The following is an 18,028-nucleotide window of genomic DNA, read 5'->3' as shown; positions in this document are numbered from 1 at the left end:
ACTGTGACGGAAAAGTTGTTGAACTATAGAAATAATAAAAAACCTAACCCAAGATATGAAAAGAATAATGATAACTTTCGCATGGACGGTATGTGTGCTCACCGCCTGCGATAAAAATAAACCTTCTCAGACAGGAATGCAGGCATTGCCTATAGATGTAGCGAAACCTTTGGTGGAAAATGTGACGCTGACCAAAGATTATCCCGGTTATTTGGAAGCGGAATCCACTGTAGATTTGGTGGGACGAGTAAATGGAATTTTACAATCCAAGAATTTTGCACCTGGTTCCCGGGTACGTCAGGGACAGGTATTGTTTGTTATAGAACCGACACTTTATGAAAATTCAGTGAAACAAGCGGAAGCTGAATTAAAAACGGCTAAAGCCAATCTTGAATATGCTGTCAGTAGTTATCAACGTATGAAAGAAGCGATAAAAAGTGATGCGGTGAGCCGTATACAATATTTGCAGGCAGAAAGCCATGTCGTTGCTTGTGAGGCTGCCGTAAGTAATGCTGAAGCAGCTTTGAAAACTGCGCGTACCAACTTGAGTTATTGCTATGTCAAGGCTCCTTGTGATGGAGTGGTTGATGTATCAGCTTATTCTGTCGGAGCATACATCGGTGGTGCTTTGCAACCGGTTAAATTGGCTACTGTTTATAAGGATAACCGTATGTATTCCTATTTTAATATTGCAGATAACCAATATCTGACATATGAGCTGACCCAGGAGGCTGCCAGCAAGATTCCTGCAGAAACTCATTTTGTAACCTTGCGCTTGGGGACTGACGGGGCACAGGCATGGAAAGCGAAACTAGATTATCTTTCTCCCAATGTGACATTAACTACAGGTACTCTCCGTTTGCGTGCGGAATTAGATAACTCTGACGGGAAGCTTCGTCCCGGATTATTTGTCAGTGTCACGTTACCATACGGTGAAGCGCGGAATGCAGTGCTGGTTAATGATGCTTCTATCGGAACAGATCAGTTGGGCAAGTATTTGTATGTAGTGAATGATAGTGATATAGTGAATTATCGGCATATTGAAGTCGGGCAATTGGCGGATCATAATATGCGTGTTGTAAAAAGTGGCTTGTCACCTTCCGAACGTTATGTCACCAAGGCATTGTTGAAAGTGCGCCAAGGCATGAAAATTAAACCGATAGAACAAACCAATAAACTTCAATAGCCTTATGTTTTCAAAATTTTTCATAGAACGGCCTATATTTGCCACGGTGCTGGCTTTGTTATTCGTGGTGGCCGGACTTGTAACTCTGAATATATTGCCCGTGGCGCAATATCCCGATATTACGCCGCCTACCGTGCAAGTCAGTGCGGTATATCCGGGTGCCAATGCTGAAACTGTAGCTCAAACTGTCGGTATCCCCATTGAACAGCAGGTAAACGGTGTGGATGGAATGTTGTATATGAGCTCCAATTCCTCCGCATCGGGTGCTTATTCGCTGACTGTGACTTTCGAAGTGGGAACGGATATTGATATGGCAACTGTAATGGTACAAAACCGAGTTAGTGTAGCGTTGAATTCTTTGCCTGAAGCTGTGAAAGTACAGGGAGTGACGGTGCAGAAGCAGTCATCCAATATTGTGATGATGCTTACACTGAGTGGTGATAGTATTTATGATGGCCTTTATCTGACCAATTATGCCAATTTGAATCTGGTAGACCAGTTGACACGTGTGCCGGGAGTAGGAGCGGTGAATGTGATGGGAGCCGGAGACTATTCCATGCGTGTATGGCTGAATCCTGAAACAATGCGTATCCGCAATATTACTCCGCAGCAAGTTTACTCTGCTATTCAAAGTCAGAACATGGAGGTTTCAGCCGGTTATGTGGGACAGCCTATCGGTAGTTCGGCCAATAATGATTTTCAATATACGCTGAATGTGAAGGGACGGCTTTCTACTTCTGAAGAGTTTGGGGACATCATATTGAGAGTGGAAGACCAGGGGAAGGTACTTCGTCTGAGAGATGTTGCCAAAATTGAGTTGGGAAGTGCCGAGTATGGAGTTGTTTCCAAATTGAAGGGACAACCTACAGCAGGTATTGCTGTCTATCAGTTACCGGGGAGTAACTCATTGGATGTGTCTAAAGGAGTTCGTGCACGCATGGCGGAATTGGCTGAAACATTTCCGGCAGGGGTGAAGTATAATGTAACATTGGACACTACAGATGTGGTTCATGACTCTATTGATGAAGTGATGAAGACTTTCGTGGAGGCGATTGTTCTAGTGGTGCTGGTTATCTTTTTTTTCCTGCAAAGCTGGCGGGCAGTTCTTATTCCATGTCTTACTATCCCTGTTTCTCTTATCGGAACACTGGCGGTAATGGCTGCTTTAGGCTTTTCTATCAATACATTGACACTGTTCGGCTTGATATTGGCTATAGCTATTGTAGTGGATGATGCCATTGTGGTGACTGAAAATGCCACCCGTATTCTAGATGAAGGGAAGCTGGACGCCCGGGCGGCCACCGAGCAGGCTATGGGAGAGATTACCGGACCTATTGTCGGAGTGGTGCTGGTACTGCTTGCCGTTTTTATCCCTACTACACTGATTAGTGGAATTTCCGGGCAGCTTTATAAACAGTTTGCATTGACTATTGCGGCTTCTACGGTTATAAGTGGTTTCAATTCATTGACATTGACTCCGGCTGTTTGTGCTCTGTTGCTCCGTCCTACTCCGATGCATAAAGCGCGTTTGTTCCGTTGGTTTGATAGTATGAATGACTGGATGCAGCGGGTTTATGACGCTTCAGTAAAATGGTTGTTGGCACGTCCGGTTATTGCTATCGGTTCTTATATCGTAATATCAGTCATTGCTATTCTGATGTTTGTAAAATGGCCCAGCACCTTTATTCCCGAAGAAGATGACGGATATTTTATGATTGCCATTCAGCTTCCGGCTGCCTCTTCTTTAGAACGTACACAAATGGTGGGTAAGCAGATTGATGCTATTTTGTCAGAGTATCCCGAAGTGAAGACTTATTTGGGAGTAAACGGATTCAGTATCATGGGAGGTGGTCAGTTGCCTAATGCGGCTACCTATTTTGTGGTGCTGAAGAATTGGAAAGAGCGTGCGGGTAAGGAGCATACCGCTCAAGCGGTGGTTAATCGTTTTAATGAACAGGCATATGCCATGATACAGGAAGCCCAAGTCTTTGGTATTATTCCTCCTGCTATCCCTGGTATGGGTAATACAGGTGGTTTACAACTCGAACTGGAAGATCGCAAGTCTTTGGGTGCAGAAGAACTGCAAAAGGCGGTTGAGGCGTTATTGGCTAATTATCACAATGAGCCGGCTATTGCTTCTATAAGCAGTATGTATCAAGCGGATGTACCTCAGTATTTTTTGAATATAGACCGTGATAAAGTTCAGTTAATGGGCTTGCAGTTGAATCAGGTTTTCTCTACATTAGGGTATTATATGGGGCAGGCTTATGTAAATGATTTTGTAGAATTCGGCCGTATCTACCAGGTAAAATTGGAGGCTGGTGAACAGGCCCAAAAGGTGATTGATGATGTGTTGAAACTGAGTGTGGTCAATTCGAAAGGAGAGATGGTTCCTTTCAGTAGTTTTACACAAATAGAGCAAAAACTGGGAATGGATCAGATAAACCGATATAATATGTATTCGGCAGCTTCTATCACTATTACTCCGGCTGCGGGGAGTAGTTCCGGTCAGGCGATAGAGGCTGTGGGGAGTTTGATAAAAAATCAGCTAGGAGGAGAGTTTGGATATGAGTGGACTTCTGTTGCTTATCAAGAAACTCAGGCTGGTAATACTACTACTATTATTTTAATCATGGCTTTGTTGGTAGCTTATTTAGTATTGGCAGCTCAGTATGAAAGTTGGACAAGCCCGGTGGCTGCCGTAATGGGATTACCGGTAGCTATTTTGGGAGCGATGCTCGGTTGTTGGGTGATGGGAGTTCCAGTCAGCATTTATACACAAATCGGTATTATTCTGTTGATAGCCTTATCGGCGAAAAATGGTATTTTAATTGTGGAGTTCGCCCGTGATTACCGTAAGGCCGGCAATCCTATCCGTGAGGCGGCTTATGAGGCGGGGCATGTGCGTTTGCGTCCTATTCTGATGACTTCATTTACTTTTGTATTAGGTGTGATGCCGTTGCTGTTTGCAACAGGCGCTGGTGCCGGAAGCCGTGTGGCACTAGGTGCGGCAGTAGTATTTGGTATGGCCGTGAATACGATTTTTGCTACCGTTTATATTCCTAATTGGTATGAAGTGATGCAGAATATTCAAGAGAAATGGTTGACAAAGAAACAGTGAATGTTTCCTTTTCATATTTCACCACAGATTATACAAATTAACACAGATTGAATATAAATTGCTGATTGTCAATATAAATAATCTGAGTTGATATATATAGTCTGTGGTGAATTTATTATCTTTGCAGCAAACGTATAAAATATGGATACAATAAACAACGATCTTACTAACTTATTGCAACAGATGGGGGTGCATCAGGAAAGTCTGGGCATCACTCAGCGTATTGTCATGATAGCAGGGATTCTGATCATTGCTTTTGTGGCAGATTACTTTTGTAGAAAAATAATAGTTCCTACTATAAAAAAACTGACAGCAAGAACACAGGCTACTTGGGATGATTATTTATTCAATGATGCTGTACTGGATAATATGTGTCATCTTATTCCACCTATAATATTGTATGTATTACTTCCTTTTGCTTTTCCACATGAGCCTGTGACTTTGACATTCATACTGAAGCTATGCTGGGTTTACATCACGGCTGTAGCCATGAAATTGATCTGTTCTTTTTTGACCTCTCTCTATACCATTTCAAGTGAACATGAGAAGCTGAAAAATCATCCTCTGAAAGGAGTATATCAGATGATAAAACTGATTGTGATTTGTGTAGGGGTAATTATTATAGTCAGTACATTGATAGATAAAGATCCTGTGAACATTCTTACAGGATTGGGTGCTTCTGCTGCTATTTTGATGTTGGTTTTCAAAGATACGATTATGGGATTGGTTGCCGGAGTCCAGCTTTCTGCCAATGATATGCTTCGACCGGGAGATTGGATTACTATGCCGAAATATGGAGCTGACGGTACAGTAATAGAAGTGACCCTTACCACTGTAAAAGTACGCAATTGGGATAATACTATAACCACAGTTCCTCCTTATGCATTGGTCAGTGATTCGTTTCAGAACTGGCGTGGTATGCGGGAAAGTGGTGGACGTAGGGTGAAGCGTTCTATTAATATAGATATGAATACAGTCCATTTCTGTACACTGGAGCAAATGAAGACATTTGAAAAACAAGCTTGGATGTCAGACTTTGAAAAAACGGGAAAGGAGGAAGTGAATCTTTATGTGTTTCGTCACTATCTGGAATATTATTTGCGTCATAATCCTCGGGTGAATACAGAATTGATTTTGATGGTGCGTCAATTACAACCTACGCCGCAAGGATTGCCCATAGAACTTTATTTCTTCTCTGCCAATAAAGACTGGATTCCATACGAACGCTTGCAAGCAGAGGTCTTTGACCATTTGTTGGCTGTGCTTCCCGAATTCGGATTAAGGGTATTCCAAAGCCCTTCAGGATTGGATGTGTTGTCTCTTTCTTCTCATTAATTTATAATCTCACTAACGGAGAGATACAGGAAATCATTACATATTAACACGGATTAAATCAAATTTATTGATTGTCAGAATGAATAATCCATGTTAATATGTGAGAATGTACACTATTATACATGAAGTTCCAGTATAAACCGGGTCCCTTTTTTATAATCAGTGTCCAAAGTCAGTGTGCCATTTAATTTATAAGCGATAAGGCTGCAGGTAGGCAACCCTAGTCCGTTCCCTTGTGTTAAATCGCGTATTTTTGCAAATGGCTTGAACAGTCTTTCACGCGCTTCAACCGGAATTCCCGTTCCCGTATCAGTTAGTATGAATTGATGTGTATGAGCGCTTCGTTTTTTGAATTCCAGTGAAATCTTACCGCTTTTCGTATATTCTGCTGCATTGTTCAATAAATGGTTTAATATGCGTTCCAATTCTTCTGCATTTGTCTTAATATTTACACGTGGGACGTTTACCACTGCTTCTACTCCGGACTTGAAGTTTATTTTCGCTTTTTCCATAATACTTTCACATAATGTATTTATGTTCAGTTCCTTTAGCGGATAATGTTCTTCACGTGTTTCTTCCAATGAAATATACGTCTGGATAGCTGTCATTAGTTCTTTCAGTGCCTTGATGTTTTCATGTAATATTGGGGTAGATATTGTTCCCTTTGTTGCTTCATCTATTGTATTCAGACTTGGTTCAATTTGGGCGCTGATATTACCGATAAACTTAGACTTCTGCTCATTGTTTTCATTCGCTATCTGTAGGCTATGTTTCAATTTCTTTACTTGGCGGATATGTTTAAATAACAAGGTAGCTAAAAATAATAATCCGGCAGCTAATATGGCAGATAACACACATAATGCAATGATAATAATTAGATTTGTGGTAATCTTGTCTTCTTTTTCCTGCAAAATTTTTTGACTGGTTTCATATTTTTGTTGTAGTGTGTTTAGCTCATTGGCTGTTTTTACTGCTTTTATGGAATCTTGCCATGAAGTATAAAGTTTTCTCATTGCAATAGCCAATGGGGCATTATTATTCTGTTCGGCATATCCCAACATGTCTTTATAGCATTGGTCTATTCCTTTTTCATCTTTACCGGTAGAGCGCTTTTGGAATAAGATGTTGTAACATTCCAAGCTTTTGTCTGTCATACCGAAAGTTTGATAATAATTGGCTTCCGTCATTAGAAGTTCTTCTTGTAAAGAGTCTGATTTTAATAGGTCTGTATAGGAGTGAAGTTGTTTCAATAGTATCTTGCATTGTTCTGTATTTTTTAGATTCGTATACATACGCAGGCGTTCTTTACCCACCATGAAACGCAATTTGTACTCAGGTGATTTTTTTTCTTGCTCACTATAATAAATCAGTGCGTCCATTTGTCGGCAAGTGGCAAAGGCTTCTTTATATTGTCTGTTTTGAGTAAAGAGCGTACTTACCCGTATTCCCTCTTCTACCGCTTTATTTATTTGCTTTTGTTCGGCATACTGAGTGAATTTTGCCCACTTTGTATTTAACTCTTGAATATTGACACCTGCCGGTATGGCTGTAGTTTGTCCTTGCCCTGCAACACAACAAAAGGCAAGTGCTAATGTTAGAAGAATTTTTTTCATTATTGAAACAGGTTTTCTGCAAATATAACCTTTTTTTAAGCAAAAAGTTCGGGAAGTGCAACTTTTTTTCATCTTCTAGCGTCTAAACTGTAAAACAATAACTTTTAAGCAGGACAGGCCATCTTGTAAAAAGAATAAAATCATAATATTTAAAATGAGAAAAATAGTAATGATAGTCATACTGGTAGCCAGTATGGTACAAGGAGTTTTTGCCCAACAAATAATTATAAAGGGCACTGTGAAAGACGCGACAAGTAAAAAGGCTGCAGAATATGTTAATGTAGTTTTACAAACAGCAGATTCGGTTTTTGTTGGAGGAACTATTACGAATAGCAAAGGCGATTTCTTACTGAATAAGGTCTATGCAGGCGATTATTTATTGGCATTATCCTGTGTGGGGTATCGTACGCAATTTATTGTATTAAACGGAATTAAACAGAATATAAATTTAAGGGAAATTTTATTGGAAGATGATGCTGTGGCTATGGAAGGTGTAACAGTTAGTGCTTCCGGACAAATCAGTCATTCGGATCGTAAGTTGATTTTTCCTTCTGAACGGCAAATGAAGATTTCAACAAATGGAGTCAATCTGTTGCAACAGATGATGCTTCCCCGTATTCAGATAAATCCCATGAATAATGAGATAGGAGTGTTAGGGGGAGGAGAACTTCAGCTTCGTATCAATGGAGCGAAAGCAGAAGTTGAAGAGATTAAGGCATTACAGCCATCAGACATTATTCGTATAGAGTATCATGACAACCCTGGTTTGCGTTATGGTAATGCTGAGGTAGTGCTTGATTATATTGTCCGTCGTCCGGAAACGGGGGGAAACTTTGGAGTGGATTTGTCTCAGGGGATGAATGCCATGTGGGGAGAATATAATGTTTTTGGAAAAGTGAACCATAAGAAGTCTGAGTTTGGTGTTTCGTATTACATGGGACCTCGCGATTTCTATGGTATGTATCGGGATAATGAAGAGGAATTCCATTTGGCGGACGGAACAACATTACATCGTATAGAAGAAGGTGAACCGGGGCACGGATCTGTGTTTATGAATAATTTAAGTATGAATTATAATTTACAGCAGACTGAAAATTCATTGTTCAGTGCTACTTTTCGTTTGAGAAGTAATAGCCAGCCTCATTGGGATTATCAAGGAGTATTGACTAATGTTGCCGATTCTGATGATAAGGTGGATATGATAGACCGTACTAAAAAAAGTTGGTCTCGTCCTTCGTTGGATCTTTATTATCAACAGGGATTGAAAAATAAGCAACTTTTGGTATTCAATGTGGTAGGTACTTATAATAGGGAAAAATCACGCCGTTTGTATCAAGAAAGCTTGCAGGATGAGTTGTTGACTGATATTAATAATAATGTATTAGGAGATAAATATTCTCTAATTGGGGAGGCTGTTTATGAGAAGCAATTTTCTAAAGGAAATTCGTTGAGTTTCGGGTTGCGCCATACCCAGTCTTTCGCCAATAATGCATACCGTAACGGTCATTATTATGAAACGGATATGAATCAAGGGGATACATATGTTTATGGGGAATATAGAGGAAAGGTAAATAAATTGGACTACAGATTGGGTGTAGGTGTTACTCGTTCTTATTACAAACAAAGTGGTGATGATTCGTATGAGAATTATAGTTTTAATCCTCGTTTGGTACTGCATTATACGTTGCCGGGAAATTCATTCGTCCGTTGGAAATCCGATATCAGTAATGCTTCTCCGTCATTGGGGGATTTAAGTGCAGTAGAACAGATTGTGGATTCGTTGCAAATCAGACGAGGCAATCCGAACTTGAAAGCCTATTTGCGTTATCACACAGAGTTGACATACGAATGGCAGAAAGGTATATTTTATTCTAATCTTTGGGGGGCGTATGATTATCAGCCGAATGCCATTATGGACGAGAAGTATCAGGACGGTGACAAGATTGTACAGACATGGGACAATCAAAAGGATTGGCAGAAATTATCAGGGCGTCTGACTTTGCGTGTTGGCCCTATTAAGGATATGCTACAGTTCTCGTTTACCGGTGGAGTAAACCATTATATGAGTCATGGTAATACATATTCTCATACTTATACAAACTGGTATTGTAATGCTGAAGCATCCTTTAATTACAAGCAGTTCTCTCTTTACTGGCAGATGAATACTAATTGGAATAATTTCTGGGGGGAAACCTTGTCAGGGGGGGAGAATATTCAGGTATTGGTGATGTATTACACGCACAAGAATTTGCGTGTAGGGTTGGGAGCTTTTAATCCGTTTACGGATAATTATAAACAGCAGACTGAGAACTGGAATAAATATGCTTCTTATAAAAAAACGAATTATGTGAAGGAGAGCTCGCAAATGTTTTTGGCAAGTGTTTCTTATAATTTCTCGTTTGGCCGTAAGTTTAAAGCAGGCCAACGGAGGGTGAATAATAGTGATAACGATTCCGGAGTGATGAGTACCGGAAAATAAACAAGATAATCATTTTAATGAACTTAAGTTCATGGGGCAAGTAAGTTAAGTAACTTGGCTCACGAACATAAGTTGCTTGGCTTACGAAGTTAAGTTCATAAATTTATCGAAATAATAGATATATTACCCTTAACAAAATCATATATGAAAATGAAAAAAAACTTGATTGATTATGAGCTCCTGTGGGAGAAAATTACGGATTACGTAAAGGCCACCAGTAGAACGACTGCTCGTCCTGTACTTCTATTATATTATGTATTGCGAAGCCCCGAAACTCCCTCTTCGGATAAAATGTTGATTGTGGCGGCACTTTCGTATTTGGTATTGCCGATTGATTTGATTTCGGCTAAGCGGTTACCAATTATCGGCTGGATTGATGAAGCGGTATCTTTGGTTTATGCTTATAAAAAGGTGTGCCGCTATGTGACTCCTGAGATTGAATCAGAAGTGGATAATGTACTGGAACGCTGGTTTCCGGAAGGAAAGTACGAATTGATAGAAGAATAAATATTGTACTTATCTTTGGGGAGTAAGGATGGGTAAATGGAGTATTTTAGGAATGGGCTTCGTCGACTTTCGGCGTGGCCCTTGCTGATTGTAGACAAAGGTAGATTGTAATTCTACCCCAAGGAACTTCATTTTGTTTCATATATTATGCATCTATGATTTTTAACTGGTACGGAAAGAATTATAGAAACTGTCTGTTCTTACGTTCCGGATGGAAATAAAGCAATATATTTGGAATGAAATCATTTTGTCTGAGAATATGTGATGTATGTAAAAGTGTTACAATATGTTTTGAGTATTGTCAATACCTTATAGTTCAATGTTTAACATGACCTAAGTTCTCTTAGAACTTTATATTAAATATTGCTGCAAAGATATGAAAATATATTAAATACCAAGGATATCGCAGCTAAAATGTTGGATAATAAATAATTTTATTCTAACAGGATTTACTTTTTGCTTGCCAAACTCAGCAAAACAACTCTTTTTGAACGTTTTTATCTAAGTTCTAAGAGAACTTAGCATTTATGAACGTTAAATTAAAAAGTTTTTTTATGAAAAAGAGAGTTTTGTTTACGTTGACTTGTCTATTCCTATGGACAGGTATGGCAATGGCTCAGGTATCCCGAATTACTGGAGTTGTAGTTTCGGCAGAAGACAATGAGCCGATTGTCGGAGCTTCGGTTCTTGTGAAAGGTACTACCCTTGGAACTATTACCGATATGAATGGCCGGTATAGTATAAACAATGTTCCGGTCAATGCAAAATCTTTGGTAATATCGTTTGTCGGTATGAAAACACAAGAATTGGCTATAAAGGGTGGTGAGCAAAGAGTAGTGATGCAAAGTGATACAGAATTGATTGATGAGGTCGTTGTAGTAGCTTATGGTACACAGAAAAAATCATCTTTTACCGGAGCTGCTTCCACAGTAGGGGCCAAATCCATAGAGAAACGTGCTATCACTAATGTTACAGCTGCATTGGAAGGGAATGCTTCCGGAGTTCAGGTGACTGCTGCCACCGGACAACCTGGTGAATCTTCTTCTATCCGTATTCGTGGGTTTGGCTCAGTCAATGCATCCAATGCTCCTTTATATGTAGTGGACGGAACTATATATAATGGTAGCATAGGTGATATTAATCCTGCAGATATTGAGTCTATGACTATATTGAAAGATGCGGCATCTACTTCTTTGTATGGTTCAAGTGCGGGTAATGGTGTTATCTTGATTACTACTAAAAAAGGTAAAGAGTCAGGTGGAACAGGAGTAAACTTGACTATTAACCAAGGATGGTCAAACAGGGCTTATAAAGATTATAAAAAGGTGGGAATTTATGATTACTATCCTTTACAATGGGAGATGTTGAAGAATTCCTATATTACATCTGGTAAAGATGTCGCAACGGCGGCCTCATTGGCAACATCTAAAATTGGAAGTACGTTGAAATATAATCCTTTTGTTGGTGTCGCAGATGATGCCATTGTCGGAACTGATGGAAAGCTGAATTCTTCAGCCGATGCATTGAAGTGGGGAGATGATTTGGATTGGGAAGATGCAGCTTTCAAGACCGGCTATCGTCAGGAATATAATTTGAGTTATAATACAAAAACAGAAAAAAGTGATACTTATGCTTCTGTTGGTTATTTAAATGACGATGGTTATATGATTAAGACTGACTTTGAACGTTATTCTGGTCGTTTGAATTATAATGTGTACCCTACTAAATGGTTCAAGACTGGTTTGAATTTGGGAGTAACTCGTACGGTATCCAATTATTCAACTTCAGATTCGGGAAATTCGAGTTCATATAGTAACCTTACACGTTTTATTCGTACCATGGCTCCTATATATCCCGTTCATAAACATGATTTGGAAACCGGTGCTTATTTGGATGCTAATGGTAAGGCAACTACTGATCCGGGTGAATATATTTATGATTATGAAGGAACTCGCTTGTCGAATAATGGACGTGATGCGATAGCTGAAACAGAGTTCAATCAACGTGAACTAGTGCGTGTTAATCAGACTGGACATACTTATCTCACTTTGACTCCGGTTGAAGGGTTGAACCTTACAGCCAATTACTCTATCAATAATATTGATTATCGTCGTAAAGTCTATGAAAATCCTTATGTGGGCGATGGTACTGCAGGACCGGGCCGTTTGAACCAGATGTCTACCCGGACGCTGACTCAGACCTTTAATCAATTGATAACTTATAACAAGTCTATCGGAAATCATAACTTTGACGTTCTTTTAGGACATGAAAACTATTCTTATAAGTATGAGTATTTATATGGTATGAAGACTCAGGAAACAGTTTCGGGTATGTATGAATTTGGTAATTTCGTAAATATCAGTTCACTTAGCTCCTATACAAATACCTATAAAAAGGAAGGTTACTTTGGCCGTATCAATTATGATTATGCTCATAAATACTACGCTTCACTTTCTTATCGCCATGATGGTTCCTCGCGTTTTGCAAAAGAGAACCGTTGGGGGGATTTCTGGTCGTTCGGAGCAGGCTGGAGAATTAGTGAAGAGGCATTTATGAAGGATGTGAAATGGGTGAATAACTTGAAATTACGTGCTTCTTACGGTGAAACAGGTAATGATAATATATTGGATAGTGATGGTGATCCTGATTATTATCCTTATCAGACCTTATATGGTTTGGGATATAAAAATGGTTCAGAAGCTGGAGCCTACTTCACGGTGATAGCCAATCCCTCATTGAAATGGGAAACACAAATATCTACGGATATTGCTCTTGAATTTGGTTTGTTTGACTGTTTGACGGGTACTATTGAATATTTTAAGAAAGATTCCAAGGATTTGTTGTTTGATGTTTCTCAGCCCGCTTCTGTCGGAGTAACATCCATTATACAGAATATTGGTAAGGTCACTAATTCAGGAGTGGAAATAGAGTTGGATTATAATGCATTTAAAAATAAAGACTGGAGTGTATCTGTTGGGGCCAATGCTACTTTTGTGAAGAATAAGATAAAGAACCTGCCGGCTACAATGAAAGAAAATGGATATATCAGTGGTTCTAAAAAGTGGTTGGAAGGAAAGTCCATTTATGAATTCTGGCTTCGTCAATGGCATGGGGTAGACCCTCAGACCGGTGATGGTTTATATGTGGCTGATGTAAGTAAATATAATCAAGGGAATATTGGAACAGGGGATGGAAACATTACACAGAGCCAGTTTGATGAGTATAAAAAAACAGTAGTGACTATTGATGGTAAGGAATTGACCAATTCGTATACTTATGCTAAATACGACTTCAGTGGTTCTTCTATTCCTGATGTGTTTGGTGGGTTTAATGTCAGAGTAAGTTATAAGAACTTTGATTTGGCTGCTGTATTCTCTTACCAGTTGGGCGGTCAGGTTTTGGATACTAATTATGCTACCATGATGAGTATGACTGAATTTGGTTATGCACAAAGTCCGGATTTGTTAAAAGCATGGAAACAGGCAGGGGATATTACTGAGGTTCCCCGCATAGACAATAGTGCAGCTCATACCACGAATATTGGTCAGTCTTATTCAACTCGTTGGCTTACCAGTTCGGATTATCTTAATTTAAGATCTGTCACTATTGGCTATCAGTTCCCAAAAGCTTGGTTGAGCAAAGTGATGCTTAAGAGCGCCCGTTTGAATCTGACTGCGGAAAACCTGTTCATGTTGAAAGCCCGTCAGGGATTGAATCCGATGGCTAATTATTCCGGTGTAACTTATAATGAATATATGCCGTCCCGTAATATCACGTTAGGGCTTAATGTTTCATTCTAAAAAATAAAAGAATTATGAGATCAATTAAAAATATAACATTAGGATTAGCGACAGTTGGAGTAATGTTCTTATCTGGTTGTGCCGGTGATTATCTGGATACTATTCCCTCTACCTCTGTTTCAGAGACGACAATAAACACCTCGTTGGACAATCTTTATATAGCATTGAATGGAATTCATAAAGAGATGGTTTCTCAGGAAAGTGGATATCAGTGTTTGGGCGGTGAACCCGGTTTTATGATGTCACGTGATGCAGAGGCTGATGATATGAATTGGCAGACAAATACATGGATGAAGGCGGCCTATTTAGGATGGCAATGCAATATGAATGAAACGAATGGTTATAATTATAAGTTCTGGCAGATTTATTATCAATGGATTCTGAATGCCAATAAAATTTTGGCGGGTTTGGAGGAAGTTGAAATAACTAGCCAGGAATTGTTTGACCAGATAAAGGGAGAAGCCTTATGTATCCGTGCTTGGGCTCATTTTAATTTGGTCCAGCTTTATGCAAAACGTTATGAAGCCGGCAAGGATAATACACAGGATGGAATTCCTTATCGTGAAAAAGCTGTGGCCGAAGAGCAGGCACGTAATTCCGTAGAAGATGTTTATGCTAAAATCAATAATGATTTGGATGAGGCTTGTATACTTTTGAGTGGAATAAAAGTAAATGATGTCAATCATTATAGCGAGATGGTGGCATGGGGATTGAAGGCACGTGTAGCATTGACCATGCAAGATTATAATAATGCGGCGGTTTATGCAGGGAAGTCTATTTCTTTAGCTGAAGCAGGTGGTCACCAGTTGATGACTGGCAGTCAGTTGAATTGTGGGTTTGCCAATATTACGACGGACACTAAAGAAGCGATGTATGCTGCAATGACTCCCGATGATAAGACTGTTTATTTTTATTCTTATTATGCATATATGTCATGGAACTTTAACTCCAGTGCCATTCGTCAGGGAGTGAAGTGCATAAATGTGGATGCTTATGAAACGATGTCTGAAACAGACTTACGGCGTGCGTGGTGGGATCCGACTGGGGAAGCATCTGTTCCGTCATCAAGTTATGCAAAGAATGCTTATCAAAACCGTAAGTTTACTGCCCGTTCTACAGCCGATGCTGTAGGTGATGTCGCATTTATGCGTTTGGCAGAAATGTATCTCACCCAGGCTGAAGCTTTAGCTCGTGCAGGAAAAGATAGTGAGGCGCAGACTGTGTTTACTAAATTCCAGATAACCCGCGATCCCTCTTATGTCTCGAAAGGTAATACTGGTGATGCTTTGGCAGAGGAAATTATGAATAGTCGCCGGGTGGAATTATGGGGTGAAGGTTTTCGTTTTTATGATTTGAAACGTTTGCATTTGTCTATTAAACGTGGATCAAATTTTGATATAGCTTTCTGTACTTTCCTTGAAAAGGATAAAGATGCACAAGGTTGGGTGTGGGAGATACCTAAAATTGAAACAGACTTTAATTCACTTTGTACGAAGAACTATTAATAATTCTCTCTAACACATAAATTTTCTCTTAAAGGAGGTGGGCAGACTTTTTCTTGAAAGTTTTGTACCACCTTTTTGCTTAACATAACCTTTGTTTTACAAGGCCGATAGCTTTTCTGGTTTTCTTTTTGTGTTACTTGTATTGTCTAATATCAATTTTGTTGATGTTTTTTTAGTAATTTAGAAGAAATGGATTTAATTTATACTTGTTCTAATTGCTATAATCCATTGTTTTGAATGAAGTAAAGAACCTGTAAACACAAAATAAGTGTAAACAGATTCTTTACTATTGTTTAAAATGATAAACTATTTAGGTGAAAAAGTTTATTCCTCTTCGTCCAGTAAAATGTTCATAATCTGAACAGCTGCTTTGGCAACAGAAGTTCCGGGGCCGAAGATTGCTACAACACCTGCCTTGTATAAGAAGTCATAGTCTTGAGCGGGGATAACACCACCAGCGATAACTAAAATATCTTCACGACCTAATTTCTTTAATTCTTCAATAATCTGCGGGATCAGTGTCTTATGTCCGGCAGCCAATGAAGAAACACCTACTACATGAACGTCGTTTTCCACTGCGTCACGAGCAGCTTCGGCAGGAGTTTGGAACAACGGTCCCATATCTACGTCGAAACCACAGTCGGCATAACCTGTTGCAACTACTTTTGCACCACGGTCGTGTCCGTCCTGTCCCATCTTGGCAATCATGATACGCGGACGGCGGCCTTCCTTCTTTGCAAATTCTTCGGTCAGTTCGCAAGCTTTTGCGAAGTCTGTATCCTTTTTACTTTCTGATGAGTACACGCCTGATATAGTTCTGATTACTGCTTTATAACGTCCTACAATTGTTTCACAAGCATCCGAAATCTCGCCCAAGGTAGCACGGACATGAGCCGCCTCTACAGCCAGTTCCAGCAAATTGCCTTTACCTGTCTTTACACATTCGGTGATGGCTGCCAAAGCTTTGTCTACTTCTGCTTGATTGCGGCCTTCTTTCAAACGCTTCAGATTTTCAATTTGTTCCAAACGCACAGCTGTATTGTCTACTTCAAGGATATCGATAGGATCCTCTTTTTCCAAACGATATCTGTTGGTGCCGACAATTGTCTGGGCACCGGAGTCGATACGGGCCTGAGTACGTGCCGCAGCTTCTTCAATACGCATTTTGGGTACTCCGGTTTCGATAGCTTTCGCCATACCGCCCAAGCTTTCAATTTCCTGAATATGTTCCCAAGCCTTGTGAGCCAATTCGTTAGTTAAAGATTCTACATAGTAAGAACCACCCCATGGGTCAACGTTCTTGCAAACATATGTTTCTTCCTGAATATAAATCTGAGTATTACGTGCGATACGTGCAGAGAAGTCGGTGGGCAATGCAATTGCTTCATCCAACGCGTTGGTGTGCAGTGACTGGGTGTGTCCCAATGCTGCTGCCATAGCTTCAATACAAGTACGACCTACATTGTTGAATGGATCTTGCTCTGTCAATGACCAGCCCGAAGTCTGGGAATGGGTACGCAATGCCAGTGATTTCGGATTCTTCGGGTTGAACTGTTTGACAATTTTGGCCCACAACATACGTGCTGCGCGCATTTTGGCAATTTCCATAAAATGATTCATGCCGATAGCCCAGAAGAATGACAGACGTGGAGCGAATGCGTCGATGTCTATACCTGCAGCGACTCCGGCCCGAAGATATTCCAAACCGTCAGCCAGTGTATAAGCCAATTCAATATCTGCTGTGGCACCTGCTTCCTGCATGTGGTAGCCCGAGATGGAGATAGAATTGAACTTAGGCATTTTTTGTGAGGTATATTCAAATATGTCAGAGATGATCTTCATGGAAAAGGCAGGTGGATAAATATATGTGTTACGCACCATAAACTCTTTTAAGATATCATTCTGGATGGTTCCGGCCATTTCTTCCAATTTAGCTCCCTGTTCCAAACCTGCATTGATGTAGAATGCCATGATGGGAAGTACGGCACCGTTCATGGTCATGGAAACAGACATCTTATTCAAAGGAATACCATCGAACAAAACTTTCATATTTTCCAATGAGCAAATAGACACACCTGCCTTACCTACGTCACCTACTACACGTTCATGGTCGGGGTCATAGCCGCGGTGTGTCGGAAGGTCGAATGCGACAGACAAGCCTTTCTGACCTGATGCCAAATTACGGCGATAGAATGCGTTGCTTTCTTCGGCAGTGGAGAAACCTGCGTACTGGCGGATAGTCCAAGGACGGAAAGTGTACATCATGGAGTACGGGCCGCGAAGATAAGGAGGAATACCTGCTACATAGTTCAAGTGCTCCATGCCTTCCAAATCTTCTTTAGTGTAAACAGGCTTCACATTAATGTGTTCCGGCGTTTTCCAGTCGGCGGTGATGCCGTTTTCTTTTTGCCACTCCATACCATTCTGAGGTTGGAATCCGGCATATATATCTATATTTTTAAAATTCGGTTTCATTGTTCTT

General features: G+C 40.1%; 9 protein-coding genes. 7 read left to right on the top strand and 2 right to left on the bottom strand.

The genetic code is table 11. The features are described from left to right. The first annotated feature begins 55 nt into the window (after positions 1-55). From GKD17_RS17825 to GKD17_RS17815, 3 genes are all read left to right on the top strand, one after another. Complete coding sequence (locus GKD17_RS17825; protein ID WP_007831084.1) at positions 56-1,186, top strand: efflux RND transporter periplasmic adaptor subunit; 1,131 nt, start codon at positions 56-58, stop codon at positions 1,184-1,186. A 4-nt stretch (positions 1,187-1,190) separates the two neighbouring features. Next, positions 1,191-4,307, top strand: a complete 3,117-nt coding sequence (locus GKD17_RS17820) for an efflux RND transporter permease subunit (RefSeq protein ID WP_007831085.1) — start codon at positions 1,191-1,193, stop codon at positions 4,305-4,307. Positions 4,308-4,448: 141 nt separating this feature from the next. Further along, the gene (locus GKD17_RS17815) at positions 4,449-5,642 is read left to right on the top strand and encodes a mechanosensitive ion channel family protein (protein ID WP_007831086.1); all 1,194 of its coding nucleotides are present in this window, start codon (positions 4,449-4,451) and stop codon (positions 5,640-5,642) included. A gap of 116 nt (positions 5,643-5,758) precedes the next feature. Here the strand turns inward: GKD17_RS17815 and GKD17_RS17810 are convergent, their stop codons facing one another. Continuing rightward, positions 5,759-7,255 carry a sensor histidine kinase gene (locus tag GKD17_RS17810; RefSeq protein WP_007831087.1) on the bottom strand — a complete coding sequence of 499 codons (1,497 nt, stop codon included), beginning with the start codon at positions 7,253-7,255 and terminating at the stop codon, positions 5,759-5,761. 154 nt (positions 7,256-7,409) lie between these two features. Here GKD17_RS17810 and GKD17_RS17805 point away from each other — a divergent pair, with 154 nt between their 5' ends. The 4 genes from GKD17_RS17805 (at position 7,410) to GKD17_RS17790 (ending at position 15,546) form a co-directional block, all read left to right on the top strand. Beyond that, the gene (locus GKD17_RS17805; protein WP_007831088.1) at positions 7,410-9,734 is read left to right on the top strand and encodes a TonB-dependent receptor; all 2,325 of its coding nucleotides are present in this window, start codon (positions 7,410-7,412) and stop codon (positions 9,732-9,734) included. A 144-nt stretch (positions 9,735-9,878) separates the two neighbouring features. Next, positions 9,879-10,241: a YkvA family protein gene (locus tag GKD17_RS17800; protein ID WP_007831089.1), complete on the top strand. Its 363-nt coding sequence runs from the start codon at positions 9,879-9,881 to the stop codon at positions 10,239-10,241. 554 nt (positions 10,242-10,795) lie between these two features. Then, positions 10,796-14,041 carry a SusC/RagA family TonB-linked outer membrane protein gene (locus GKD17_RS17795; protein WP_007843455.1) on the top strand — a complete coding sequence of 1,082 codons (3,246 nt, stop codon included), beginning with the start codon at positions 10,796-10,798 and terminating at the stop codon, positions 14,039-14,041. 14 nt (positions 14,042-14,055) lie between these two features. Continuing rightward, positions 14,056-15,546 (top strand): RagB/SusD family nutrient uptake outer membrane protein, encoded by a 1,491-nt coding sequence (locus tag GKD17_RS17790; protein WP_007831093.1) that lies wholly within the window; start codon positions 14,056-14,058, stop codon positions 15,544-15,546. 324 nt (positions 15,547-15,870) lie between these two features. On the opposite strand, the gene scpA is transcribed toward GKD17_RS17790, so the two are convergent. Continuing rightward, complete coding sequence (scpA, locus tag GKD17_RS17785; RefSeq protein ID WP_007831094.1) at positions 15,871-18,021, bottom strand: methylmalonyl-CoA mutase; 2,151 nt, start codon at positions 18,019-18,021, stop codon at positions 15,871-15,873. Between the last annotated feature and the right edge of the window lie 7 nt (positions 18,022-18,028).

Origin of the sequence: Phocaeicola dorei (assembly GCF_013009555.1) — a bacterium.
GTDB classification, from domain to species: Bacteria; Bacteroidota; Bacteroidia; order Bacteroidales; family Bacteroidaceae; genus Phocaeicola; species Phocaeicola dorei.
The sequence above is the reverse complement of the archived record's forward strand: the minus strand, read 5'-3'. Positions and strand labels throughout refer to the sequence as shown.

Bases quoted from the DNA above. Each gene is read 5' to 3' on its own strand.
- GKD17_RS17825 (WP_007831084.1), top strand. From the start codon at position 56: ATGAAAAGAATAATGATAACTTTCGCATGGACGGTATGTGTGCTCACC.
- GKD17_RS17820 (WP_007831085.1), top strand. From the start codon at position 1,191: ATGTTTTCAAAATTTTTCATAGAACGGCCTATATTTGCCACGGTGCTG.
- GKD17_RS17815 (WP_007831086.1), top strand. From the start codon at position 4,449: ATGGATACAATAAACAACGATCTTACTAACTTATTGCAACAGATGGGG.
- GKD17_RS17810 (WP_007831087.1), bottom strand. From the start codon at position 7,255: ATGAAAAAAATTCTTCTAACATTAGCACTTGCCTTTTGTTGTGTTGCA.
- GKD17_RS17805 (WP_007831088.1), top strand. From the start codon at position 7,410: ATGAGAAAAATAGTAATGATAGTCATACTGGTAGCCAGTATGGTACAA.
- GKD17_RS17800 (WP_007831089.1), top strand. From the start codon at position 9,879: ATGAAAATGAAAAAAAACTTGATTGATTATGAGCTCCTGTGGGAGAAA.
- GKD17_RS17795 (WP_007843455.1), top strand. From the start codon at position 10,796: ATGAAAAAGAGAGTTTTGTTTACGTTGACTTGTCTATTCCTATGGACA.
- GKD17_RS17790 (WP_007831093.1), top strand. From the start codon at position 14,056: ATGAGATCAATTAAAAATATAACATTAGGATTAGCGACAGTTGGAGTA.
- scpA (WP_007831094.1), bottom strand. From the start codon at position 18,021: ATGAAACCGAATTTTAAAAATATAGATATATATGCCGGATTCCAACCT.